The sequence below is a fragment of the Rhodospirillum sp. A1_3_36 genome, assembly GCF_047263945.1.
Classification (GTDB): domain Bacteria; phylum Pseudomonadota; class Alphaproteobacteria; order Rhodospirillales; family Rhodospirillaceae; genus Rhodospirillum.
Genome location: NZ_JBLAVB010000033.1, coordinates 1 through 25,007 on the forward strand (window position 1 = coordinate 1; position 25,007 = coordinate 25,007).

Consider the following 25,007-nt stretch of genomic DNA (forward strand, 5'->3'; position numbering starts at 1 on the left):
ACGGTTGCGGCGATCGCCGACGTGGACTCCCCGGACTTCAACGGGGGAACGCTGACGGTTGCGGTGACGGGGGGCAGTTCTGTCGAGGATCTGAGCATCGGAACGGGGACGGTGACCCTGTCGTCGGGAATGACCATAGGCAGCGTGGTGAGTGTCTCGGGCAATGCCATCGGTACGATAACCAGCACCGGTCAGGATGGCGCGAGTCTGGTGATCACCTTCAACAGTGCCAATGCCACGCCCGCAGCGGTGGCCACTTTGGCCGGCGCGATCCAATACACGAATTCCAGTGACAACCCCTCCGGGTCTCGGTCTGTGACCTTTGTGGTGACCGATGGGGATGGGGGGACTTCGGCGACCGCGACGGTGACGGTGACTCTGAGCGGTGCCGTTGACGTCCCGACGGTGGCCAACCTGAACGGCGATGTCTTGGCCTATACGGAGGGTGACGGCGCCCAAACCCTGGACCAGGGCACGGCTGCTGCCATTGCTGACGTGGACTCTCCGGACTTCAACGGGGGAACGCTGACGGTTGCGGTGACGGGGGGGAGCTCTGTTGAGGATCTGACCATCGGGACGGGGACGGTGACCCTGTCGGCGGGAATGACCATCGGCAGTGTGGTGAGTGTCGGTGGCAATGCGATTGGCACGATTACCTCGACCGGCCAGGATGGCGCGAGTCTGGTGATCACCTTTAACAGTGCCAATGCCACGCCCGCAGCGGTGGCCACTTTGGCCGGCGCGATCCAATACACGAATTCCAGTGAAAACCCCTCCGGGTCTCGGTCTGTAACCTTTGTGGTGACCGATGGGGATGGGGGGACTTCGGCGACCTCGACGGTGACGGTGACCCTGAGCGGTGCCGTTGACGTCCCGACGGTGGCCAATCTGAACGGCGATGTCTTGACCTATACGGAGGGTGACGGCGCCCAAACCCTGGACCAGGGCACGGCTGCGGCCATTGCCGACGTGGACTCTTCGGACTTCAACGGGGGAGCGCTGACGGTTGCGGTGACGGGGGGCAGCTCTGTCGAGGATCTGACCATCGGGACGGGGACGGTGACCCTGTCGGCGGGAATGACCATCGGCAGCGTGGTGAGTGTCTCGGGCAATGCCATCGGTACGATAACCAGCACCGGTCAGGATGGCGCGAGTCTGGTGATCACCTTTAACAGTGCCAATGCCACGCCCGCAGCGGTGGCCACTCTGGCCGGAGCGATCCAATACACAAACAGCAGCGAGGCCCCCTCGGGGTCGCGGTCGGTGACCTTTTTGGTGACCGATGGGGATGGGGGGACTTCGGCGACTTCGACGGTGACGGTGAATTTGACGGGGGTGAACGACGCACCTGTTTTCTCGAACCTGAACGGGGACTCCGCCAGTCTGGTTGTTCAGGGGGCGGGAGCGACTGCGGTGTCGGACATGGCCGATATCGTGGTGAGCGATTTGGACTCTGTGGACTTCAACGGGGGCAGCCTGACCTTGAGCCAGGGGGCTGGAACCGCCAATGGAAGCTGGGGCCTGAATGGAACAAGCGTGACCAGTGGCGGTGATGGAACCATCGTGGCGGGAGAGACCATTGCGGTGGGAGGAGTCAGCATCGGTACGGTTGATGCCGCCAATGATGGTCAGGGCGGCCATAGCTTGGTGATCACCTTCAACGCCAACGCAACCCCTGCGATGATCCAGAGCCTCGCCCGGGCCTTCACCTACGATGCCCCCAGCGGTTTGGGGAGTCGAACCTTCACGGCCACCTTAGATGATGGTGATGGGGGCAGCGCGACCTCCGCCGCCACTTTCAGCCTGAGCGTCATGCCCGATCCGCCCGTAGTGACCAATCTGGCGGGGGATTCCACGACCGTTGCTTCGGGGGGTGTGGCGGCTTTGGATCAAGGGGGCAATGCTCAGGTAACCGATGGGGACAGCGCGACCTTTAATGGTGGTGCATTGACGGTGACACGGGTGACCGCGGGGTTGACCGGGACATTTACCCTGGAGGGGAACACGGTTCAGTCTGGCGGGGATGCCAGCTTGAGTGTGGGCGAAACGGTGACCGTTGGCGGGATTGCCATCGGAACCGTGACCACCGATGGCAGTGGCTCCGGCAATCTGGTGATTGCCCTGAATGGGAATGCCACGCCGACCCTGGTTGGGCAATTGATCCAAGGAGTGCGGTATAGCGCGACCGCAGTTGGAAGCCATGCCTTCGATGTGACGGTGACGGATGCGGCCGGTGGAGCCAGGTCAACGGCGGCGCGGGCGACCGTGGAGGTGGTTGCGCAGACCAGCACACCCACACCGCCCCCTCCACCAACGGTCATACCGGCGCCAGCGCCCCCCCCCACTCCCCTGCCGCCCACTCCCCTGCCGCCAATCCCACCGGTGGTTGATGTCATTCCGCCTCTGTCTGGTGATCCAGCCGTGGAGCCGGTGGTGCGTGTGGTTCGCAGTGGCGCTGTGACCTTTGTGACGTTCGAACCTCGGGATGGCGGGCGTCCTGTGATTTTCGCCTCCGCGTCCCAAGGATTTGGTGCGACGACCGTGGGCAATGCGTTCCAGTCCCTGGAACAGGGGCAATCCCCCCTGTCCCAGACCTTCCGGGCGGCGGTGGCCCAGGGGAGCTCGGGGGGCTTTGGCGGATTCGGAGGGGTCAGCGCCGGTTTCCAAGCGGCCATCGGCGACATTCGCGTGCTGGGGGCTCTGACACGCATCAACGCCTTGACCGGAAACACCCTGCTTTTCCAGGGAGGGGCTTGGGTCCAACTCGATACGTTGGACTCTTTGCGCCTCGACAATGGGGGGAGCATTGGCCTCTCGGCATCCCTGGAAATGGGCGACGGGGCCCATGGGGTCGCTCTGGCCGAAGGGGGCGAGCCGGAGGCGTCTCGGTCTGACGAGCCTCGACAGATGGCGAACGCGGATGCCTATCCCGCTCCACCGGATTTCCTGGCGGAATTGCAAGGGGAAGAGCCCCAGCGACAGGCGAAGGTGGATGCTTTCGCCCTGGCCTTGGCGGTTCACAAGCCGCCGATGCAAGACCTGTCACCGCAGGTCGAGGCGGCCTGACGCGATAACAAGGCAATGGGGTCTGGCTCCCTGACCTGAAGGAGCGGACCCAAAGGGATGACTGAGACAAATGACTTGTACCGGGGGTATCGTGGTGGGAATAGGGATGGAACGGATGCGGTATGGACGACTGGCTGGACTGGGGGCGCTGTTGCTGCTGACCGGCTGCGTTTCCCCCCTCGCGCCCGAAGAGGTCAAACTTCAGGCCAAGGCGGATGTGGAGCGCATCTTTTCCGGTCAGGAGCCGATCACGGGGCCTTTGACCTTGGACCAAGCCATGGCACGGGCCATCGCTTACAACTTGGACAGCCGCCAATACGCTTATGAACAGGCGGTGTCGAACCGACAATATGACTTGTCTCTGTTCGACCTGATGCCCAAGATGGATGCGAATGCAGGGGTGACGGGGCGATCCAGCAAGGACGCGTCCAATAGCGAAACGCTGTCCACCGGCGAGCGGGGCAACTACTCCTATTCCGATGACACGGAGAAGTTCACCAGCGATTTGGGTGTGGTCTTTAGTCTTCTGGACTTTGGCGTGTCCTATGTCGCTTCGCGGCAGGCGGCCAATCAGGCGTTGATCGCTGACCAGCGCCGCCGATTGGTGACCCATACAATTATCCAGGATGTGCGTGGCGCCTATTGGCGGACCCTGGCGGCCCAAAGGCTGCTGAGCAAGATCAATCCCCTGATGGAGCGGGTCGCCAAGGCGCTCCGTCAAAGTGACATCATCGCTGAAAGGCGCTTGGGGTCGCCGCTTGAGGCCCTGACCTTCAAGCGCACCTTGCTTGAAATCCAACAGCAATTGGAGAGCCAACGTCAGGAAATGTCCTTGGCGGAAACGGAACTGGCCTCGTTGATCAGCGCGCCCTTGGCGACAAATTTGGTGGTTGCTGATCCGGGTGTTTCTCAGGTCCCGCCCAAGGCGCCGCTGTCCATGACCGCCATGGAGGAAGTGGCCCTGACCCACCGGCCCGAACTAATGGAAGAGCATTATAAGGCGCGCATTTCCCGGCAGGAGACCTGGAAGGCCATCCTCCGCCTGTTGCCCGGTATCGAGCTGGACGCCGGATACAACTTCGATTCCGATAGCTTCCTTTTGAACAATCATTGGGCCACCTACGGCGCGAAAGTCAGCTTGAATCTGTTCCGTTTGATCCAGGGACCGTCGGCCATCAAGGCCGCCTGGGCGGGGGAGGATTTGGCCGAGGCCCGGCGTTTGGCCCTGTCCATGGCCGTCCTGACCCAGGTTCATGTGGCCCGGGCCAATTTCGAGGAGGCCAAGCGCCGTTTCAGGACCGCGCAGGATCTTTATGAGGTGGATACGGCCATTCGCGATCAGGTGCGCGACGAATTCGCTGCGGGTCGGATCGGTGATCTGGCGGTGATCCGGGCGGAACTGAATCAGTTGCGAGCGGAATTGACCCGGGACCTGTCTTACGCTCAGGTTCAGAACGCTTATGGGCGGTTGTTCCAAGTGATGGGCGCCGACCCTTTGCCCCAATCCGTGCCCTCCCATGATATTGCGACCCTCGCCAAGGGCGTGGGCGCCGTGCAGAAGGACTGGCGGGAGGGGCGCTTTCACCTGCCTGGGGAGCAAAAGCCGACGGGGGACCTTAGTCCCCAAAAGCCGACGGGGGACCCTGGTCCCCAAAAGCCGACGGGGGAGTCTGCTCCCAAAGCCCCATCTCAGGCGGTAATGCCTGTCTCCATGGGGCCTGACCGGGCCGAACCGGTTCCCCCCATATCGGGCGAGGCCATGCCTGTCGCCCGCCAAACGGCCAATGGCCTGGCGGTTTTCCCAGGCGGTTGAGGTGCCGTCAGGGAAGGGGGATTAGTTTCCCTCACCACCACCTACAGGAAGTTTCAGTCGCCTCCCCCAGGGCGAGCCGGGTAGGATCACTGCCATACCCCCTCTCCGGAACCGCCCTGGGAAGACTGCCATGCGCCGCGCTCTCGTTGGATTTGCCCCCGGTTTTGCCCCCGGTTTTGCTTTGGTCATCACCGCCGGAGGGTTGATCCTCGCCCTGAACCTGGGGGTACGCCAGTCCCTGGGGCTGTTCATTCCCGATATGGCCGCAGACCTCGGGTGGAGTACAACCACCTTCGGTCTGGCCTTTGCCATTCAGAACCTGCTGTGGGGATTGGCCTCGCCCATTGCCGGGATGATCGCCGACCGTTTTGGAACGGCGCGGGTGCTGGTCATCGGCGGCCTGCTCTATGCCCTCTCCCTGGCCCTGATGTCGGGCGTGACCTCGCCCTGGGCGTTACATGCCACGGGAGGCCTGCTGCTGGGTATGGGGGTCGGCTTCACCACTTTTCCAGTGGTGCTCGGGGCGGTTGGACGCCTCGTGGATCCCCGGCGGCGCGGGCTCGCGCTGGGAATCGTCAGCGCAGGAGGCTCCTTCGGCCAGTTCACCATGGCGCCGACGACGGAGGCCTTGAACCAAGCCTTGGGTTGGAGCGACGCCCTCGTGGCCATGGGAGCGATCAGCTTGATTATGGTGCCCCTGGGGCTGGTGCTCGCCGGACGTCCGGCCACTGCGGCAGCCGAGGGCGAGAGTGCCAGCCTGGGGGAGGCCATGACGGAGGCTTTTGGGCATGGCGGCTACCGGTTGCTGACCCTGGGGTTCTTCGTCTGCGGGTTCCACATTGCCTTCATCGCAACGCACTTGCCAACGTTCGTGCAGACCTGTGGCCTGCCCGGTGGTGTGGCCGCGGGGACCCTGGCGGTGGTTGGTCTGTTCAATATGGTCGGGACGATCGCAGCCGGTGCCCTGGGGGACCGCTACCGCAAGAAATGGTTGCTCTCGGCCATCTATGGCCTGCGCGCGGTGCTGATCCTGGTGTTCATGGTCGCGCCGAAAACGGAATTGACCTTCCTGCTGTTTGGCGGATCCTTGGGCCTGCTCTGGTTGTCGACCGTGCCGCCGACCAGCGGGATCATCGCGCAGATTTTTGGCTCCCGGTACATGGCGACCCTGTTCGGAATCGTCATGCTGTCCCACCAGATCGGCGCCTTTTTCGGCGCCTGGCTGGGGGGCCTGATTTATGACATGACCGGGAGTTTCGACCTGATGTGGATCCTGTCGGCCCTGCTTGGGGTGGCCGCTGCGGTGGTCAATCTGCCAATCACCGATACCCCGCTGAACCGGAAGAAGGCAGACTTGGAGCCCTCTCCGGCAGAGTGAGCGGATGGACGGATCGCCATCCCTGTCCGGTTTTCGCCCTGGTGGCGGGGAGTGCCCCTACTTCGTGCCGAACAACCGATCGCCCGCGTCGCCCAGGCCCGGGCAGATATAGGCCGCGTCGTTCAACTGGCGGTCGAGGCTGGCCACGTAGATGGGGATGTCCGGGTGGGCTGTCTGAAAGGTTCGGACTCCCTCTGGTGCGGCGACCAGGGCCATGAAACGGATGGCTTCGCCCGGCACTCCATGGCGTTTCAGCACCGTTGCGGCATGGGCACCCGAATGGCCCGTCGCCAGCATGGGATCCACCAGGATGAAAATCCGGTCCACGGGGTCGGGGAGCTTCACCAAATATTCAACGGGTTGGTGGGTTTCTTCGTCCCGGTAGAGGCCGATATGACCGACCCGGGCACTGGGTACCAGCTCCAGCAGGCCATCGGCCATGCCCTGGCCCGCCCGCAGGATGGGCACCACGGCCAGCTTTCTGCCGAGGATCACCGGGGCATCCATAGGCTCGATTGGGGTGTCGATCCGCTCGGTGGTCATGGGCAGGGAGCGGGTGACCTCGTAGCCCATCAGCAGGGCAATTTCCCGCAACAGCATACGGAAGGTGCGGGTCGAGGTGCTTTTGTCCCGCATATGGGTCAGCTTGTGCTGGATCAGCGGGTGGTCGAGGACATGGAGGTTGGGGAACTCGGCGAAACCGGGCATGGGGCTCTCCGGAGCAGGAAAGGGGAGGGTGTCCCTCTTATAATCAGCCCGATGCGCCCTGGGTACCCGGTTTCGCCGGGGACAGGGGAATTACCGCGCCACCAGGGCGAAGCGGCGGTGGACACCCAGGGACTGGCGGAGACGCTGCCCCAGGGGAAGGTGCCGCATCCCCTGTCTATAGAGGCGCTTGACCGACAGCTCCCGGAAGTCGCTGAACCCCTGGGCTGCGAGGTCGGCCCGGAGGCGTGCCGGAGTCAGCCCTTTGTTGTATGCGAGGCGGGGCAGGATGGATTGATTCCGCGCAACGATGTTCGGATCCTGCTCCGGGGGAGGCGCGATCCGATCAAGGATCCCGCGTGTCAAACGCTCTCGGTTGGAGGCGGGCGACACCCAATCGCCATCGACGATCAAGAGGATCCCGCCGGGGCGAAGGACACGGCGCCATTGGGCAAAGGCCGCCGCCGGATCGGTCAGGGTCCAGACCAGATGGCGGGTGACCACCATGTCGAACTCGTCCTCCCGGAGCAATGACAGGGTTTCGGCATCGCAATGGAGCCCCGTCCAGTCCGTGCCCGCCAGTTTTCGCCGGGCCTGGGCGAGCATGTCCTCGGAAAAGTCAACGCCCGTGGCCTTTGCGCCCAGGCCCCGGAGCGTCCGACTGATCTCCCCGGTTCCACAGGCGACGTCCAGGACCGACCAACCGGCCAGGGTTCCGCCGGGCGGAAGGGATGCGGCCTCGCCGATCAGACGCGCCCATTCGGGAAGGCCATGAAGATCATTGATATGGTGGGAGGGGGAGAGATCGAAGGTTGCAGCCCGGGAGGACCAGAACTCCCGGATCTCCTCCTTCAGGTCATAGTTCGAAAGAAGCGGGGACTCAGTGGACAAGGGCGGCCTCCTTGGCGACGGCGTCGACGATGACATGGGGCAGCCCTTGTGAACAGGATTCGATTCGGGCGTGCACCCCGTATACGTCGCGCAAAAGATCCGTCGTGACAACCTCGGCTACCGGGCCCTGGGCGCGCAAGGTTCCTCCGGCGATGACCAATGCCTTGTCGGCGAAGCGCAGGGCGTGGTTCAGGTCGTGTAGAGCGATGAAGGTAACCATGGACCGCTCCCGGGTGAGGGCGCGGACGAGGGAGAGCACCTCGACTTGCCGATGGAGATCCAGGGCGGAAGTCGGTTCGTCGAGCAGCAGGATGCGGGGATCCCGGGCGAGGGTCTGGGCGAGGCTGGCCAATTGACGCTGGCCGCCGCTCAGGTCGCCTACGGTCCGGTGGCTGATCTCGCTGATCCCCAGATCGGCGAGCGCCCGGTCGACGGCCAGCAGGTCGTCATCGGACACCCGGGAGGGGCCGCCCTGCATGCGGGCCAGGATAACGGTTTCATAGACCGTCAAGGCCGCCGTCGCCGCGTGGTCCTGGGGCATATAGCGGATCGCCTGTTGATCTGGGGGGGGCGTACCCGCTGCAGGGTCGGACCTGTGGTTCAGGTGGACTTTCCCCGGCCCAGGCAGCAAACCGGCGATACGCCGGAACAGGGTGGATTTTCCCGCAGCATTGGGGCCGATGACGGCGATAACCTCGCCGGGGTCAAAGCGGGGCGTGGAGATGCCCGAGAGGGTAGGGACCTTGCCATACTGGGCGCCCAGGTCCTCCAAGCGGATCCCTATTTTTACCATGAGCGCCTCCCGCTACCGAGGATCAGGGAAATGAAGAAGGGGATACCCACCAGCGAGGTGACGATGCCGATGGGAAAGACCGTGCCCGGGATCAGGGTCTTCGACAGAATGGAGCTGGCCGAAAGGATCAGGGCTCCGGCCAGGGCCGAGGCGGGCAGGAAGAACCTTTGATCCTCGCCGATCACCATGCGGGCGATATGCGGGCCGACCAATCCGACAAACCCGACGGTCCCGACAAAGGCCACGGGGATGGCGGAGAGCAGACTGACCAGGACCAGGGTTTCCAGACGCAGGCGTTTGATGTTCACGCCCAGGCTTTCCGCCTTGGCCTCGCCCAGGCGCATGGCCGTCAAGGCCCAGGCCCGGCGGGCGAAGAGGGGCAGCACGACGGCCAGGACGGCAAGCGTGATCCAGAGTTTCAGCCAGGTGGCCTTGGTCAGGCTGCCCATGGTCCAGAAGACCACGGCGGCGAGGGCTTCCTGGCTGGCAAAGAACTGGACCAGGGACAAGAGGGCGGTGAACGTGAAGACCAAGGCAATGCCCAGCAGGACGATGGTTTGAACGGTCACTCCGCGCTTCAGGCTGAGGACATGGATCAACAAGGCCGTCAGCATGGCCATGAGGAAGGCGTTGATCGGCACCACATAGTGGATGGCCGCAGGGATGATGGCGACGCCAAAGGCCAGAGCCAGGGCCGCACCGAAACTGGCGCCGGCGGAAATCCCCAGGGTGAAGGGGCTGGCCAGCGGGTTGTTGAGGATGGTCTGCATCTGCCCGCCAGCCACGGCCAGGGCAGCGCCGACAACCAGGGCCATCAGGGCCGTGGGCATGCGGATGTCCCACAGCACGACGCGGACGGGCAGGGGAACGCTGTCGGGCGCAAGGATGGCCATGGCCACCTGCCCCAGGTCGTAGCGGGCGGGGCCCAGGGCCAGATCCAGGCAGAGGGTCGCCACCAGGGCGATGGTGAGACCGGCTAGTACCAGTTGCTTACGCCAAACCTGGGCGCGGTAGTGACCGCGCCCAGTCCGGCTTTGGGTGAGAGAGAGGGTGTTACTCATCGCTCAGCGAGACCCAGTATCCGGTTTCATAGGCGATGGGCAGGAATTTTTCGTGCAGTTCGGCGAAGGTGGCTTCGGGGTCCAGGTCCGGGAACAGATCCGGATGGAACCACTTGGCGAACTGCTGAATGGCCACAAACTGATAGGGGCTGTTGTAGAACTGGTGCCAGATGGCGTGGACTTGGTTGGTCTCGACGGCATGCACGCCGGTCAGGGCAACCCGCTTGGTCAGCTTGGCGAGCTTGCGTCGGGCTTCGGCCTTGTCCGCGCCGGGGCCGACGCCGATCCAATCTCCGCCGGGAACATAGGCTTCCCAGTTCGCACCGGTGACGATGATCTGATCGGGATCGCTGGCGATAATCTGTTCCGGGTTCAGGGTGCCGAAGGTGCCGGGGATGATGTCCTTGGCGATATTGGTGCCCCCGGCCATCTCCACATAGGCCCCGAAGTTGTCGTCGCCGAAGCTCATGCAGCAATCATCGGAGAAGCCGCCGGCCCGTTCCATGAACACCTTGGGGCGGGGCGGGTTTTTCCGGGCGATCACGTCGGTGACCCGTTTAATCTGGGCGTCTCGGTAGGCGATGAAGGCCTCGGCTGCGCCCTCCTTGCCGAAGAGCTGGCCCATTAAGCGCATGCTCGGTTCGGTATTGGCCATATGCTCGCGGAAATCGACGTAGACGATGGGAATCCCCACGGCGGCCAGCTTCTTGGCGTATTCCGCGTCCTCGGTGGCTTTTTGGGACTCCAGATTCATCATCAGGATATCCGGCTTCAGGGTGATGGCCTGTTCGACGTCGAAGGTGCCATCCTTGAAGCCACCGAAGGTGGGAATCTTCGCCATTTCAGGGTATTTCGCCAGATAGAGGGCATAGGTGTCCGGATCGGCTTGGGAAAAGTCATCCCGCCAGCCGACGATCCGCTTGAAGGGATTTTCCCGGTCCAGGGCGGCGACCAGATACATCTGGCGACCCTCGCCCAGGATCACTCGGTTTACGGGGACCTCGACGGAAACCTCCCGTCCCGCCACGTCGGTGACAGTGATTGTCTCCGCCCACACGGGGGAAGAAAGGAGGGTCAGACCGGCCAAAGCCGCTCCGATGAAAGCTGTCGTCCGCATGGTGATCTCGTCCTTGGTCTTGCTATTGGGGGGCGCTGGTGAGCGCTCTCGTCAATAGGAGACCGGGAGAGGGAGATGCAACTGATAATCAGCCTCATGATGGAGGGGTGGGAATTATGGAACCCCACCTTATGGGAACCCACTGTCCCGACGCCTTAGATCAAACCGCCTTAAATCGGAATCGATTTCAGGCGGATCATTTGATCTAGAATCATATAGTTAGAGCATCGCGTGGATTGGAAAACCGGATCCACTTTTCCGCTCGATGCTCTAAAACGGAAATCCGCGTCGCAAGCCTCTCTTTCCGGGAGAGCGCCGGTCGGACTTTTCCCCGGAAAATCCGGGGCTGTTCATCCTCGTCGCCCGGACCTCAACCGGGGGCCTTTCGGCTCCAGTGGGGGGCGAGGCAAAGCCCCGTGAGGGGAAAACGCCCCCTGCCGTGTCCTGTGGCTCTCACCATAGGATTGAGATCACGGTTATGAAATCAGGTTGGATAGACCTCCTTTCATCGTGATTTATGTCGTTGCCCAGAAAAAGAAACGGCGCGCCTCGTGAAAGGCGCGCCGTTTTCCGCATTGTTGGTCCGCTTTTTTTAAATCCCCGAGCCATCGCCCTCGACGGAGAGGAAGCCTTGGGACCGCAGCCAGTCGAGGATCAATTCCACGGCTTCCTCCGGCGTGCTGTTGGCCGTGTCCACAGTGACCGTTGGCTCCAGGGGTTCCTCGTAGGGGGCGTCCACGCCGGTGAAGTTCTTGATCTCCCCGGCCATAGCCTTCTTGTAGAGGCCCTTGGGGTCGCGTTCGGCGCAGGTCGCCACGTCGGCCTTCACGTAGACCTCCACGAAGCGGGCGTCGCCGATGCGGACCCTGGCCGAGTTCCGCTCTTCCCGATAGGGGGAGATGAAGGAGACCAGGGTGATCAATCCGGCGTCGGCCATCAGGCTGGCCACTTCCGTCACCCGGCGGATGTTCTCCACCCGATCCTGGGCGGTGAAGCCCAGGTCCTTGTTCAGGCCATGGCGCACGTTGTCGCCGTCCAGCATGGTGGCGTGGTGCCCTTCGGCGTAAAGGCGCTTGTCCAGCAGGTTGGCGATGGTCGACTTGCCCGAGCCGGACAGGCCCGTCAGCCAGAGGACGCAGGGCCGTTGGCCCTTCTGCCGGGCGCGCTGTTCCGGTCCGATCTCCAAATGCTGCCAAGCCAGATTGGTCGATCGCCAAAGGGAAAACTGGATCATGCCCGCGCCTACGGTGGCGTTGGTCAACCGGTCGATCAGGATGAAGGAGCCCGTGTCCCGGTTCTCCGTATAGGGATCGAAGGGCAGGGCGCGGTCAATGTTCAGGTTGACCAGCCCCACGTCGTTCAGCTCCAAGGTCGGCGCCGGGCGCTCGTCCATGGTGTTGACGTCGATCTTGTGCTTGATGGAGGTGACTTGTCCCCGGGTCTGACGCGGTCCCATGCGGACCAGATATTCCCGACCGGGCATCAGGGCGTTGTTGTCCAGCCAGATCAGATTGGCGGTGAAGTGGTCGCCCATGGCGGGTTGGTCCTCGGTCGGAACCAGCATGTCGCCTCGGCTGACATCGATCTCATCGGTCAGTGTCAGGGTCACCGCCTGTCCCGCCACGGCGCGCTCCAGGTCGCCGTCCTTGGTGACAATCCGCGCCACCTTGGACTTCTGGCCGCTGGGCAGGGTGCTGACCCCATCGCCCACGGCAATGGCGCCGGACACCACGGTGCCGGAGAACCCGCGGAAATCCAGGTTGGGCCGGTTGACCCATTGGACCGGAAAGCGGAACGGCAGGTGCTCCCGGTCGGTGGAGACGTCCACGTCTTCCAGGAAGGGCAGCAGGGCCGGGCCGGTGTACCAGGGCATGTTGGGGCTGGGGGTGACAATATTGTCGCCCTCCAGGGCCGAAAGGGGAATGCAGGTCACATTGTCGATGCCCAGCTTTGCAGCGAAGGGCAGGTACTCGGCAACGATGGTACCGAAGACCGTCTGGTCATAGGCCTTCAGGTCCATCTTGTTGACCGCAAGCACCACGTTCTTGATCCCCATCAGGGAGCAGACAGTGGTGTGACGCCGGGTCTGGGTGATCACCCCCTTGCGGGCGTCGACCAACAAAATCGCCAGTTCCGCCGTAGAAGCGGCCGTGCACATGTTGCGGGTGTACTGCTCGTGGCCCGGCGCGTCGGCGACGACGAACTTGCGCTTCTCCGTGTTGAAGTAGCGGTAAGCGGCATCGATGGTGATGCCCTGTTCCCGCTCCGCCTGGAGGCCGTCGAGCAACAGGGCGTAATCCACCCGTCCGGGACCGGTGGTGCCGGAGACCTTGCTGTCCCGTTCCAGGGCGCTCATCAGGTCGTCGAAGACCTGTTTGGTGTCATGGAGCAGGCGGCCAATCAGGGTGGATTTGCCGTCATCGACCGACCCGCAGGTCAGCAGCCGCAGCAGGCCCTTGTCTTCGTGTTTCTCCAGATACTCCTGGACCCGTTGCGCGGCGAGGGAGGGCTGGGCAGAGGGGGGCGCGTTGGAAGCTGTGCCGTCCATCAGAAATATCCTTCCTGCTTCTTCAGTTCCATGGAGGCGGACTGGTCCTGGTCGATGAGGCGCCCCTGGCGTTCGGAGGTCCGGGCCACCAGCATTTCGGCGATGATCTCGTGCAAGGTAGCGGCCTCGCTTTCGATGGCGCCGGTCAGCGGGTAACAGCCAAGGGTGCGGAATCGCACCGACTTCATCATTGGGGTTTCATTGGGCTGGAGAGGGAAGCGATCGTCATCGACCATGATCAGCGAGCCGTCTCGCTCCACCACCGGGCGTTCCTTGGCCAGGTACAGAGGCACGACAGGGATTTCCTCCCGCAGGATATACAGCCAGATATCCAGCTCGGTCCAGTTGGAGAGCGGGAAGACCCGCACGCTCTCCCCCTTGTTGGTCCGACCGTTATAGGTGTTCCACAGTTCGGGCTTCTGGTTTTTTGGATCCCAGCGGTGGTTGGCATCGCGGAAGCTGAAGACGCGCTCCTTGGCCCGGGACTTTTCCTCGTCCCGCCGGGCGCCGCCGATCACACCGTCGTAGCCGCCCGCCGTGAGGGCTTGGCGCAGGGCCTGGGTCTTCATGATGTCCGTATAGGCAGCCCCATGGGTGAAGGGCGTGACCTTATTGTCCAGCCCTTCCGGATTGGTGTGGACGATCAGGTCCACCTCTTCCTCTGCAACACGGCGGTCGCGGAAGGCGATCATCTCGTGGAACTTCCAGGTCGTGTCGATATGCAGGAAGGGGAAGGGCGGACGGGAGGGGAAGAAGGCCTTGCGCGCCAGATGCATCAACACCGAGCTGTCCTTGCCGATGGAATACATCAGAACGGGCCGTTGGAACTGGGCCGCAGTCTCCCGCAGGATATGGATGCTTTCCGCTTCCAGGGCATCTAGGTGCTTCACGCGCGCCTCATTTTAACAGTTAAATCGTGTAGTACAATTGGCATTTATGCCAACTGAAGTGTGAAATTGTCTCTACACCAAGCGGTGTCCAGATGTCACGGCTTTTTCGCCACTCTAATTCTATTCCTGAAATTGGGTCTTTGGCCATGTCGCAAAGCCGACATTGTCTGGCACACGACAGGCCCAACAGTCAGGGAGTTCTGGATAACGGCTTGTTTTAAAAGAATAGGTTTAGTTGGCACCTATTTTGCTTATCCACAGCAGCGGCAGTGATGTCCCCCCAACTCTTGCCTCGGAGGATCGTGATGATCAGTGACCGGATCGCCAGCGTCTTTAACGAACCGGACTGCGACAAGAATCGCGCGAAGTCCGATGCCGATCGGAAGAAGGGCTGCACCACCAAGGGCTTGACCCCTGGGGCGGCGGCGGGTGGTTGCGCTTTCGACGGCGCCAAGATCGCCCTGCAACCGGTGACCGATGTGGTTCATTTGGTTCATGGTCCCATCGCTTGCGAGGGCAATTCCTGGGATACACGGAACGTGGGCACCAAGGGTCCCATGATCTACCGTTGGGGTTTCACCACCGACATGTCGGAATTGGACGTGATCGGCGGGGGCGAAAAGAAGCTCTACAAGGCCATCAAGGAGGCCATCGCCAAATATGATCCTCCTGCGGTTTTTGTCTACCTGACCTGCGTGCCGGCCCTGATCGGGGATGATATCGACACGGTCTGCCGGGTCGCCAGCGAACGCCTGGGTAAGCCGGTGATCCCGGTCAATGCGCCGGGTTTTGTCGGCTCCAAGAACCTGGGCAACAAGCTGGGTGCCCAGGCCCTCCTCGACCATGTGGTTGGGACGCTGGAGCCCGACGACGTCGGTCCTACGGATATCAACATTATTGGCGAATATGACGTGGCCGGAGAGTTTGTGGCGGTGGAACCGCTGCTGGAGCGCCTGGGCATCCGCATCCGTGCCTGCATCACCGGGCGGTCCCGCTATGTGGATATCGCCGCAGCCCATACGGCGCGGGTCAATATGATGGTCTGTTCCCAGGCCATGATCAACCTGGGCCGGGGCATGCGGGAAAGATACGGTATCCCCTATTTCGAGGGCTCTTTTTACGGCATTGGCGACACCAGCCTGTCCCTGCGCACCATCGCAAAAATGCTGGTGGAGCGGGGGGCCGAGACCGATCTGATCGACCGGACCGAAGCCTTGATCGCCGAGGAAGAGGCCAAGGCTTGGGCCGCCATGGCCGAGTACAAGCCCCGTCTGGAAGGCAAGAAGGTGCTGCTCTACACCGGCGGCGTGAAAAGCTGGTCGGTGGTCCATGCTCTCCAGGAAATGGGCATGGAAGTTATCGGGACCTCTGTCCGCAAGTCCACCGAGGGCGACAAGGGCAAGGCCAAGCAAGCCTTGCAGCAGAACACAACGGGCAAGATGGGCGAGCTGTTCGGCTCCATCCCCAACGGCGAGATGTATCGCATGTTCAAGGACGGCGAGGCGGACATCATGCTGTCCGGTGGCCGCTCCCAGTTTGTCGCTCTGAAGGCCCGCACCGCCTGGATGGACATCAATCAGGAACGCCATGCGGGCTTCGAGGGCTACGACGGCATGATCGAAATGGTCCGGCAGATGGATATCGAGATCAATAACCCGGTCTGGGATCAAGTGCGTCGGCCTGCCCCTTGGGATGAAGAGTCCGTTTCTCAGGCTCCAGCCGTCGCCGCGTCCACCGCCACCCCCCTGGCAGGAGCCGCTGAATAATGACCCACCACTCCCCCGCATCGGTGAAGAAGGTCCGCAAGGCCCTGTCGGTCAGTCCGCTGAAGACCTCGGCCCCCTTGGGCGCGGCCATGGCCTTCATGGGGATCGAGGGCTCCATGCCCCTGTTCCATGGCTCCCAGGGCTGCACGGCCTTCGCCCTTGTCATGCTGGTCCGCCATTTCCGCGAGGCCATCCCCCTGCAGACCACGGCCATGAACGAAGTGAGCACCATTCTTGGCGGCATGGAGAATGTGGAACAGGCCCTGCTCAATGTGGTCAAACGCGCCAAGCCCAAGCTGATCGGTCTGGCTTCCACCGGGCTGACGGAAACCCGGGGCGAGGACATGATCGGCGACCTCACGCTGATCCGCGCCCGCAACCGTGAGCTGGACGACGTGGTTGTTGTGCCCGTGCAGACTCCGGACTTTTCCGGCGGTTTGGAAATGGGCTGGGGCAAGGCGGTTAAGGCCATCATCGAGACCTTGGTGCCCGAGGACAAGGCGCCGTCGAGCCAGAACCGCATCAATGTCCTGGCCGGGTCGCACATGACGCCGGGCGATATCGACGAACTGCGCGACATCATCGCGTGTTTTGGGCTGGAGGCCACCATCCTGCCGGACCTGTCCGGGTCCCAGGATGGTCACGTACCGGATACCTGGATTCCCACCACCCTGGGCGGCACGACGCTGGATGAGATTCGCGCCATGGGGTGGGCCAAGGCGACGATTGCCATCGGCGAGCATATGCGTATTTCCGGCGAGACCTTGGAGACCCGTACCGGCGTGCCGACCACCCATCTGGATCGGTTAACCGGTCTGGAGGCTGTGGACAAGCTGATGACCGTGCTGTCCCAGGTGTCCTGTCGTCCCGTACCCAACCGTTTGCGCCGCCAGCGCAATCAGCTTGTCGATGCCTTGATGGACAGCCATTTCGCCTTCGGCGGCGCGCGCATCGCCATCGCCGGAGAGCCGGACATGGTTTGGGCCCATGCCACCCTGGCGGCCGGCATGGGGGCCAAGCTTCAGGCCGTCGTGGTGCCGACCGAGGCGCCCTTCCTTTCGGCGTTGGATACGGCGGAGATCATTGTTGGTGATCTCGAAGACCTGGCTGACCGGGCCGAGGGTTGCGACCTGATGATTGCCAATGCCAATGGACGGCTGCCGGCCCGTCGGGCGGGCGTGCCCCATTTCCGGGCCGGATTTCCCATCGTCGACCGGGTGGGGTCCAACCACCGGGTCACCATTGGGTATCGCGGAACCCGCGACCTGTCTTTCACCCTGGCCAACGCCCTGATGGATGTCCACGAGGCCCATGCGGCCCGGGGGCAAGACGAACAGGGTGGCCACGGCCACACCCCCATCACCCTTAACACCGAGCAGGAGGGCTAGAGCGATGAACGCAAGGAGACTCCGTCTTGTCGAAGATGCCGCCGCCAAGCCCACCGGAGGAGGACGCATGAAAGTCGCGTTGGCGACCCAGGACATGAAAACCGTCAACGCCCATTTCAACGGGGCGAAGAACATGGCGGTCTATGACGTGGGGAAAGATGGCTACAGCTTTGTCGAGGTGATCCAGTTCGACAACCTGTCGGCCCAGGACGGTAAGCATACCGATGACGGCGAGGACCGTATCCGGGCCAAGGTCAAAGCCTTGGAAGGGATCTCCATGCTGTTCATCAAGGCCATCGGTGGTCCCGCTGCGGCCCGGGTGGTGCAGTCCAAGATTCATCCCATGAAAATCCCCAATGACGAACCCATCACCGATGTGTTGGAGCGTATTCGGGCCATGCTGAATGGTAACCCCCCGCCCTGGCTGCGCAAGCTGATGATGGAGGAAACCGGCGAAACCCGTGCGCTGGACTTCCTGGATGACGATGAAGAAGCTGACATGGTGGAGGAAACCGTCTGATGCCCGACGTTCTAGAAATGACTACGGCCGATCAAGCCGCGCTCGACTGTGAATTCGTGAAGCAACTGGTGTTGCAGATCCGGGCGCAGGACACCTATGGCACCTGGGAAGGGAAAAGCGATGCCGAGATTCTCGGTCCGTTCATCGTCACCAAGGAGCAGCGCAAGGAAATGCCGATCATCGGCGATCCCGATCCGGACATCATCTGGCGTGTCGAGATCTTCTATGCCGCCGTGGGACTGACCATCGAGAAGCATACCGGCAAGATCGCCTCGCCGATGATGAAGATGAGCCATGAAGGCTTCGGTCGTATGCTGCTGACCACGGGCAAGCTTGTCGTGTTGAATACCTACCTGCGCGACATCCACCGCTTCGGCTTCCTCTCCCTGGAGAAGCTGGCGGAGAAGGGAACCAAGCTGGTCGAAGACGCCGTTGAGACCATCAAAACCTTCCAGGCCGCTGCGGACGCGTAAGGGGCAGGCCATTTCGGTCCTGATGAAAATCTAACGGGTAGGTTGATCTTTTTATTGTCGTCATTCCCGCGCAGGCGGGAAGCCAGAGTTGATTTCGGTGTCACCGGTGCCGTGCGCTTCCGTCACCTGTTTTCCCCCTGGATCCCCGTTTTCACGGGGATGACGACGTCCAACACCGATTTGGTTGGCTTTGAGGCGGGACCGAGACAGCTGAAACCCTTGGCGCTCACGCAGGAATGACGCGGGATCAGCAGAAAGAAAAGACACGCGAAAGGAACTCTGGATATGGCGAACATCACCTACAAAACCCGGGATGGCTCTGAGTGGGAGCCCAAGTATCTGACCCAGATCGACGACGAACTGTGCATCGGCTGTGGCCGCTGCTTCAAGGTCTGTGGGCACGGTGTCTTGGAAATGAAGGGGGTCAACGAGGACGGCGAGCTTTGTGACCCCTACGACGAGGACGAGGAAATCACCCGCAAGGTGATGGTTGTCTCCAGCGAAGGCAATTGTATCGGCTGCGAAGCCTGCGAGACCGTCTGTGGCACCAATGCCCAGACCCACGCCGCTGTCTCTGCCTGAATGTCGAAGGCCGGATCGTCTATCCAGTGGGACCCGGCCTTTCCTGTCTCCCCAGCTGCACCGGCGTTAGGAGGTCCCCATGTCCAAGATCGACGATATCCGCATCCATGGTCTCGGTGCGATGGCCTCCTCCGAGAGGTTGGCTGCGCGTCCCTGGCCTCCCTTGGACGGGGAGGCGTTCGGTGCCGAGGACCTTGGAACGATCACCTATTGCTGGTTGATGGCCGGGCCCGCCCGGGGCGATGCCTTCGACCGCCATGTCATGGCTTGCCTGATCGCCGCCGCCCGGACCGAAACGGCGGCGAGCGGTGCGCCCTTGAACCATGGTTTGGGGCTGACGCCGGGGGATACGGCGGCGCTTATCGGTTTGGTTTTCCCCCATGCCACGGGGCTGAATGCCCTGTTGTCCTGTGATGGCGGCTCTGGAGAGGAGGCCATCGAGGAAGAAGATCTCCGTGATCTGCTGCTCGACCATCGGACTTTGGGGGTGGATGAGGAGGTTTGGTTGGCCGCGATTGTGGCCCGCAGGTCCCTGAGGCCGAACCACCTGTGGCAGGACCTGGGGCTGTTGAACCGCGGGGAACTCTCCCGTCTTCTCAACCGTCACTTCTCCCCGCTGGCGGCGCGTAATACCAAGAACATGAAGTGGAAGAAGTTCTTCTATCGCGAGCTTTGCCAGCGTGAGGGTGTCGTCGTTTGCAAGTCCCCCCATTGCGAGGCCTGCGAGGACTACGCGCTGTGTTTTGGTCCTGAGGACGGCCCCAAGAACCTCATCACCCCGTTGGTCCGTTAAGCCACGGTACACAACAGTCGGTCCTTTCCCGTTACGGGGCTTTGCCCCGTCCCCCACTGGGGCCGAAAGGCCCCAACCATTATTTTTGACCGAAAGGCCCCAACCATTATTTTTGACCGAAAGGCCCCAGACCCCAGGCTGTTATTTTTAAAAGAAAAATGGGGGTTTGGGGGTATCGCCCACACTACACGACAGGGCGCATTTTAGTGTGGCGGTGGATGGTGAGATCGATTCTCCTCTGGGTGGAAAAACTGCCCATAGGAGCATCCGTTGGAGATCCATTTTCTCTCCACCCTGTTGCAGACGCTATCGGCCCATGTCCGCCTTGGCAAGACGCGCCAGGAAACCCTCAGCCTTCTGATTGTCGGCGTCATCAGCACACGCACGGTCAATTTGTCGCATATCGCTGCAGAGCGGCCCGGTCGCGTTTCGGTCGCGTGCCTTTGATGTGGAGCGTCCTGGAGCACGGCGGCAGCAGCGACGCCGCCGATCGAGAGTTCGAAGGCCAGGAATGGATGGGATTTCTGCTCGCCCGCTGCATTCCCTTCGCCATTCGATTGAGGGAAAACCGGATCGTACAATTGCCCTGCGGCAAGCAGGTGCAACTCGGATCTTTTTTTCGGAGACCACGCTCGCCCCGGACCATCCGAGCCCGGCTGCCCGAGCGGCAAGGCCACCCCGCTCTGGACCTTCACTTTTCCGCCAAGCGGATCAGGGGAAGCAAAGGGATCATCATTATTGCCAGCACCGAACCCGGCCTTGGGCCGCTCAAGCTCTATCGGAAACGATGGGCCATCGAATGTTTGTTCGGCGACACCAAAACGCGCGGTCTGAACCTGGAGGACACCAGACTGACAATCTCCTCAAGGTTGTCCCTGCTGATGGCCATCGTGACCCTGGCCATCGCCTGGGCCTGTCGCACGGCATCCGATATCATGGTGCGCGCCGCACCGCCCTGAAAAGCACATGGATATTACGCCAAGTCCTGGTTCCGCGTCGGACTCGACGAACTGAGACGACGCATGAGAACCGATCACAACACGGCAACCGCTCCCCTCATCAAAGCCCTCAAATCAAGGAGAGTCGTGTAGTGTGGCCATCGCCCCCAAATGGGTTTGGGCAATTGCCCAAAAAAGACGAGACCCTCTCTAGATCAAACCGCCCTAAATCGGAATCGACTTAGGGCGGTTTGATCTAAAATCATATGGTTATACCAAGGTGCGGTGAGTTTGCCTCAGCGCACCTTGGAAGCGGCCAAGTGGCCGCCGCGCCTTATGGCGCGGTAAAGCCCGCCTGGCGTTTGAACGCAAGAAAAGCGGCGTGGCTTTCAACCCGCGCCGCTTGGTATGAGAGCATCGCGTGGACCGGAAAACCGGTTCCCACTTTTCCGCTCAATGCTCTCGAGAGTCTGCCTTTCTTGTTTTGCCCGCTTCTTTAAGCGGCGCGCAGATTACGCAGGAAGGCCGCCGCTCGGTCGCGCAGGATGTTGGACTGGCTGGCAAGGTGGCTCGCTTTGCTCGCCATCTCCGCTACGGCCTGTCCGTTATCTGCTGAGGCGGCGCTGATTCCAGTGATGTTCTGGTCCACCTCTGCCGCGCCCTGGGCCGCCTGGGAGATATTTCCCGTGATTTCCAGAGTCGCTTGGCGTTGGGAGGAGATGGCCTCTTCGATGGCGTCGAAGGCCGTTTCGATCCCCTCAATCGTGATCACGATGTCACGAAGGGTGTCAGCTGTGCCATCCGCAGCCTTGCGCATGGTCTCGATCTGAAGCTGGATTTCCTCCGTCGCCTTTGCGGTCTGGTTGGCCAAGTTTTTCACCTCTCCAGCGACGACAGCAAAGCCCTTGCCCGCGTCTCCGGCTCGCGCTGCCTCGATGGTGGCATTCAGCGCCAGCAGGTTGGTCTGGCTGGCGATGCCACCGATCAGATTCATCACTTCGCCGATTCGATTCGCGCTGCTGGTCAGGTCGGAAATCACCGTGTCTGCCCGACTGGCCTTGCTTACTGCGGACCGTACAACCTGGGAAGAATCACCAACCTGACGGTTAACCTCTTCGATGGAGGTGGTGAGTTCTTCGGCGGCCGAGGCGACAGCGGTCAGATTGGCCGAGGATTCGGTCGAGGCTGAGGCCACGGTCACGGACATTTCTCCGGTGCGAGCGACGCTCGTGCTGACCTTCTCGGTCATGGCGCCCAATTGGGTGGCTGCCGTGGCTAAGCTGTCGACGACGGAGGACACTTCGGTTTCGAAGTTGTTCTCCAGCATGACTTCGTCGGTGATCAGATCCCAGGTCAGGAGCGCTGCAGTATACACACCAGCCCTGTCCCGAAGGGCGGAAACGCGCAGGTCCATATAGTCGTCGCCCACTCGGATCCGGGCCGCATGGGGCAGGTTATCCGGATTGGACAGCAAATGACGGATGCGTTCTTCATGGCCTTTATGGAAGATATCGACGGGGCGACCTTGGATATCGGCAACCTTGCAGGGAAGGGCATGTTCGACCGATCCCAAGACATTGCGCGTGGATTTGTTCATATAGGTGACAATGAAGTCAGGAGCCTGGGCTACCATGACATTGGCGTCCATCTGTTCCAGGATCTGACTTTGGCCGAAGGCCTTGACGGTTTCGTCTTTTAACAGCTGGGCAGAGGTGGCCAATTGGCCGATCAGGTTTTTGCCCAGAGTATCCGGGATGACCACGTTGGTATCCCCTGCCGCCAAAGCTGTTAGGGAGGCGGTGATATCGCGTACGGGTGTGATCACAATATGCAGGAGGGCGGCTGATCCACCGATGACCAGGGTTGCGGCGAATAGAGCTGCGGCGATGGTGAAAGCGAAATAGGTGCCCTTGACAGACTCCATCTGCCCTTCTGTTTCCGAGGCTATGGTCCGGGCTGCAGTGACGATGGCGTCGACCTTGGCCCGATGGGCGACGAAGGCCTTTTCTGCCTGGGTGAAAGTCGCCTGGGCCCGGGCCTGATCACCGGCTTCCAGGGCGGGAAGAACCTGGTTCAGTGTGATGTCAAAGAAGCGTCGGGCATCGCCGTCACTCTCCTTGAGGAAGGCGTCGGAGATCTGTTCGGGCAGATCATGGTCCTTCCAGAAGCCAAGGCGGTCCTGGTATTCGGACTGGAGTTGAAGCAAACGCGCCTTATAGTTGGCAAGGTCGTTTGCCGACCGACCCGGGGTCATGGCTAGAGCCAGGTTCAGGTAGCTTTCGACGATATAGTTGGGGGGGGGAAGGATGTCGGCGATCAGGTCCTTGGCATCCATAATCTTGCTATAATAGGGGCCGTTGACCTGCAATTCAGACTGTTCCAAGGACGTTACTGTCAGAATGGATGCCATTCCTAAAAGGGAAACCAACGCGGTGCCGATAACCAAGTGGCGAATTTTCACGTTCTTCAAAAAACCCATTTTCCCAACCCTTTCTCGCTACAAGGAACGGGTTCCCCCGGTCGACGTTGTTCAAACTAAGCAAAAATCGTGCCGTAGTGGCGATGGGTCAATGTCCGCCCTGTATAAGTGTTTGGCGTGGCTAGAATTTGAGTTTGGGGCGTGGGTTTCTTGGTTTGCAATGCAAAAAGAGAATGGCGATGGACTTGCGTCTTAAGGGGGGAAGAGCCGCCCCTTGTGGCCGTGTGGGGGGGATCCCCATTTTTGACGTTGATAATGAATCGACAAAAGGAGTTTGAAAAATGGTGCGGAAGGGATGGCTGCAGGCTACCGCTATCGTGCTCATCGCCTCGGGCGCTTTGGTGGCATGCACCAAGAACCCGGTCACGGGCCGCAGTCAGTTGATGCTGGTCGGAGAGGCTCAGGGAGTCCAGATGGGGACTCAGGCCTATCAGGAGATTAAGGGCAAGGAAAAGACCCTGTCGGCCAATGATCCCTTTACCAAGCGCGTCCGGGCTATCACCGAGCGTCTGATCCAGGCCAATAACCTGCCCAACTACGATTGGGAGGTGAACGCCTTTCAAAACGACGAGCCAAATGCCTTCGCTCTTCCGGGCGGGAAGGTGGGTGTGAATACGGGAATGGGCAAAGTGGCGAAGAACGATGCCCAACTGGCTGCCGTGATAGGCCATGAAATCGCCCATGCGATCTCCCACCATGGCGAAGAACGGATTTCCCAGCAAATGGCGGTGAGCACGGGCTTGCAGTTAGGCAGCGCTGCCCTGGGCCTCAGCGGCATGGGCAACAGCGAGCAGATGACCGAGCTGATGGGGCAGGCCGCGACCTTGGGGATTATCCTGCCCTATAGCCGCACCCATGAGTCCGAGGCCGACGAAATCGGGCTCTATTACATGGCCCGCGCCGGATATGACCCCCGGGAGGCGGTGAAGCTCTGGGAGAATATGTCCGTCATGGGGGGGGAGAAACCGCCGGAGTTCCTGTCGACCCACCCCGCAGATGCAACACGGATCAACGATCTGAACGCGGAAATGCCTAAAGCGCTGGAGTACTATCGGGCCGCCGTCGGGAAATAGGATCCCTTCGGGTAGGCCAAGTCGGAAGGGAGGAGGGAGACATCTGTCTTCTCACAGGACACGACAGTGTCTTGTCTTTTTTGGGCTCGGGGTCTGGGGCCTTTCGGCCAGAAAATGCCTGGGGTCTGGGGCCTTTCGGCCCCAGCCTCGCCAAAGAGGGGGGGCGGGGCAAAGCCCCATAGGCGCTAGGATAGAGCTAGACACGGGGAATCGGATTGTGATTCATATAGGAGATGAAAAGCACAACACTTTATGAAGAGTCGAGTTGGGCGGAGATATTGAGCCGTCTTTCTGCCGATATAGACCTTGATGCCACGGCTCGTGAAAGCAAAGCTTTCCTCCAGCCCCGTGGGGTGCGAGATCCTGCGACGCTCTTACGTTTGGCTCTGGCCTATGCGGCCGGAGGGATGTCCTTGCGGAGGACCGTTGCCTGGGCTGAGGCTGCAGACGTGGCGCAGATCAGCGACGTCTCGTTACTTGATCGTTTACGCAACGCAAAGGAAAAGCATGCAGAAAAGCCAGTCGACAATGCCGGACTATGTCACCATTAGGAGAAGTTTCTGCGGGGTGGATGATGCTTCTCACCTCTCTCGATAAAGACGCGGTGTAATTGCTCACGGGGTTGGCGGCAGGCGCCTCAAGCGAGTGCGAAACTGCCCTGGATGAGATCGCGGATAGCGTCCAGCGGCGCTTGCCCCTTGAGCCTGGCGGTTCCGGTGACGGATCTGTATCC

At 61.5% G+C, this 25,007-nt stretch carries 21 protein-coding genes; 13 read left to right on the plus strand and 8 right to left on the minus strand.

Features of this window, described 5'->3' with window-relative positions; all coding sequences use genetic code 11:
• From ACLIRY_RS25165 to ACLIRY_RS25175, 3 genes are all read left to right on the plus strand, one after another.
• Positions 1 to 3,066: beta strand repeat-containing protein (locus tag ACLIRY_RS25165; RefSeq protein WP_413208180.1), on the plus strand; the 3,066-nt coding region annotated here is incomplete at its 5' end.
• Between the two features lie 115 nt (positions 3,067 to 3,181).
• Positions 3,182 to 4,879, plus strand: a complete 1,698-nt coding sequence (locus ACLIRY_RS25170; protein ID WP_413208181.1) for a TolC family protein — start codon at positions 3,182 to 3,184, stop codon at positions 4,877 to 4,879.
• 130 nt (positions 4,880 to 5,009) lie between these two features.
• Positions 5,010 to 6,257: an MFS transporter gene (locus ACLIRY_RS25175; protein ID WP_413208182.1), complete on the plus strand. Its 1,248-nt coding sequence runs from the start codon at positions 5,010 to 5,012 to the stop codon at positions 6,255 to 6,257.
• A 57-nt stretch (positions 6,258 to 6,314) separates the two neighbouring features.
• Here ACLIRY_RS25175 and upp read toward each other — a convergent pair whose 3' ends face one another.
• From upp to cysD, 7 genes are all read right to left on the minus strand, one after another.
• A complete protein-coding gene (upp, locus tag ACLIRY_RS25180; RefSeq protein ID WP_413208183.1) occupies positions 6,315 to 6,965 on the minus strand; it encodes a uracil phosphoribosyltransferase in 651 nt (216 codons plus the stop codon).
• A gap of 90 nt (positions 6,966 to 7,055) precedes the next feature.
• Complete coding sequence (locus tag ACLIRY_RS25185; RefSeq protein WP_413208184.1) at positions 7,056 to 7,853, minus strand: class I SAM-dependent methyltransferase; 798 nt, start codon at positions 7,851 to 7,853, stop codon at positions 7,056 to 7,058.
• Positions 7,843 to 8,646: an ABC transporter ATP-binding protein gene (locus ACLIRY_RS25190; RefSeq protein WP_413208185.1), complete on the minus strand. Its 804-nt coding sequence runs from the start codon at positions 8,644 to 8,646 to the stop codon at positions 7,843 to 7,845. The genes ACLIRY_RS25185 and ACLIRY_RS25190 overlap by 11 nt, the downstream gene beginning before the upstream one ends.
• Positions 8,640 to 9,707 (minus strand): FecCD family ABC transporter permease, encoded by a 1,068-nt coding sequence (locus ACLIRY_RS25195; protein WP_413208186.1) that lies wholly within the window; start codon positions 9,705 to 9,707, stop codon positions 8,640 to 8,642. The genes ACLIRY_RS25190 and ACLIRY_RS25195 overlap by 7 nt, the downstream gene beginning before the upstream one ends.
• On the minus strand, positions 9,700 to 10,824 hold the full coding sequence (locus tag ACLIRY_RS25200) for an ABC transporter substrate-binding protein (RefSeq protein ID WP_413208187.1): 1,125 nt from the start codon (positions 10,822 to 10,824) through the stop codon (positions 9,700 to 9,702). Before ACLIRY_RS25200 ends, ACLIRY_RS25195 begins: the two co-directional genes overlap by 8 nt.
• A gap of 592 nt (positions 10,825 to 11,416) precedes the next feature.
• Positions 11,417 to 13,372 (minus strand): sulfate adenylyltransferase subunit CysN, encoded by a 1,956-nt coding sequence (cysN, locus tag ACLIRY_RS25205; RefSeq protein ID WP_413208188.1) that lies wholly within the window; start codon positions 13,370 to 13,372, stop codon positions 11,417 to 11,419.
• A complete protein-coding gene (gene cysD, locus ACLIRY_RS25210; RefSeq protein WP_413208189.1) occupies positions 13,372 to 14,262 on the minus strand; it encodes a sulfate adenylyltransferase subunit CysD in 891 nt (296 codons plus the stop codon). The genes cysN and cysD overlap by 1 nt, the downstream gene beginning before the upstream one ends.
• 305 nt (positions 14,263 to 14,567) lie before the next feature.
• Here cysD and nifE point away from each other — a divergent pair, with 305 nt between their 5' ends.
• From nifE to ACLIRY_RS25250, 8 genes are all read left to right on the plus strand, one after another.
• Positions 14,568 to 16,028: a nitrogenase iron-molybdenum cofactor biosynthesis protein NifE gene (nifE, locus tag ACLIRY_RS25215; RefSeq protein ID WP_413208190.1), complete on the plus strand. Its 1,461-nt coding sequence runs from the start codon at positions 14,568 to 14,570 to the stop codon at positions 16,026 to 16,028.
• A complete protein-coding gene (gene nifN, locus ACLIRY_RS25220; RefSeq protein ID WP_413208191.1) occupies positions 16,028 to 17,416 on the plus strand; it encodes a nitrogenase iron-molybdenum cofactor biosynthesis protein NifN in 1,389 nt (462 codons plus the stop codon). The genes nifE and nifN overlap by 1 nt, the downstream gene beginning before the upstream one ends.
• A 67-nt stretch (positions 17,417 to 17,483) precedes the next feature.
• On the plus strand, positions 17,484 to 17,936 hold the full coding sequence (nifX, locus tag ACLIRY_RS25225) for a nitrogen fixation protein NifX (RefSeq protein ID WP_413208192.1): 453 nt from the start codon (positions 17,484 to 17,486) through the stop codon (positions 17,934 to 17,936).
• Positions 17,936 to 18,409 (plus strand): NifX-associated nitrogen fixation protein, encoded by a 474-nt coding sequence (locus ACLIRY_RS25230; RefSeq protein ID WP_413208193.1) that lies wholly within the window; start codon positions 17,936 to 17,938, stop codon positions 18,407 to 18,409. Before nifX ends, ACLIRY_RS25230 begins: the two co-directional genes overlap by 1 nt.
• A gap of 285 nt (positions 18,410 to 18,694) precedes the next feature.
• The gene (gene fdxB / locus ACLIRY_RS25235; RefSeq protein ID WP_413208194.1) at positions 18,695 to 18,991 is read left to right on the plus strand and encodes a ferredoxin III, nif-specific; all 297 of its coding nucleotides are present in this window, start codon (positions 18,695 to 18,697) and stop codon (positions 18,989 to 18,991) included.
• 79 nt (positions 18,992 to 19,070) lie between these two features.
• Complete coding sequence (locus ACLIRY_RS25240) at positions 19,071 to 19,784, plus strand: nitrogen fixation protein NifQ (protein WP_413208195.1); 714 nt, start codon at positions 19,071 to 19,073, stop codon at positions 19,782 to 19,784.
• 270 nt (positions 19,785 to 20,054) lie between these two features.
• Entirely contained in the window at positions 20,055 to 20,231 is a 177-nt protein-coding gene (locus ACLIRY_RS25245) for a hypothetical protein (protein WP_413208196.1), read from the plus strand.
• Positions 20,231 to 20,743, plus strand: a complete 513-nt coding sequence (locus ACLIRY_RS25250; protein ID WP_413208200.1) for a transposase — start codon at positions 20,231 to 20,233, stop codon at positions 20,741 to 20,743. Before ACLIRY_RS25245 ends, ACLIRY_RS25250 begins: the two co-directional genes overlap by 1 nt.
• 475 nt (positions 20,744 to 21,218) lie before the next feature.
• On the opposite strand, the gene ACLIRY_RS25255 is transcribed toward ACLIRY_RS25250, so the two are convergent.
• Positions 21,219 to 23,132, minus strand: a complete 1,914-nt coding sequence (locus ACLIRY_RS25255) for a methyl-accepting chemotaxis protein (protein ID WP_413208197.1) — start codon at positions 23,130 to 23,132, stop codon at positions 21,219 to 21,221.
• A gap of 350 nt (positions 23,133 to 23,482) precedes the next feature.
• Here ACLIRY_RS25255 and ACLIRY_RS25260 point away from each other — a divergent pair, with 350 nt between their 5' ends.
• The gene (locus tag ACLIRY_RS25260; RefSeq protein WP_413208198.1) at positions 23,483 to 24,274 is read left to right on the plus strand and encodes a M48 family metallopeptidase; all 792 of its coding nucleotides are present in this window, start codon (positions 23,483 to 23,485) and stop codon (positions 24,272 to 24,274) included.
• Positions 24,275 to 24,507: 233 nt separating this feature from the next.
• The gene (locus tag ACLIRY_RS25265; RefSeq protein WP_413208199.1) at positions 24,508 to 24,825 is read left to right on the plus strand and encodes a hypothetical protein; all 318 of its coding nucleotides are present in this window, start codon (positions 24,508 to 24,510) and stop codon (positions 24,823 to 24,825) included.
• Positions 24,826 to 25,007: the final 182 nt, after the last annotated feature.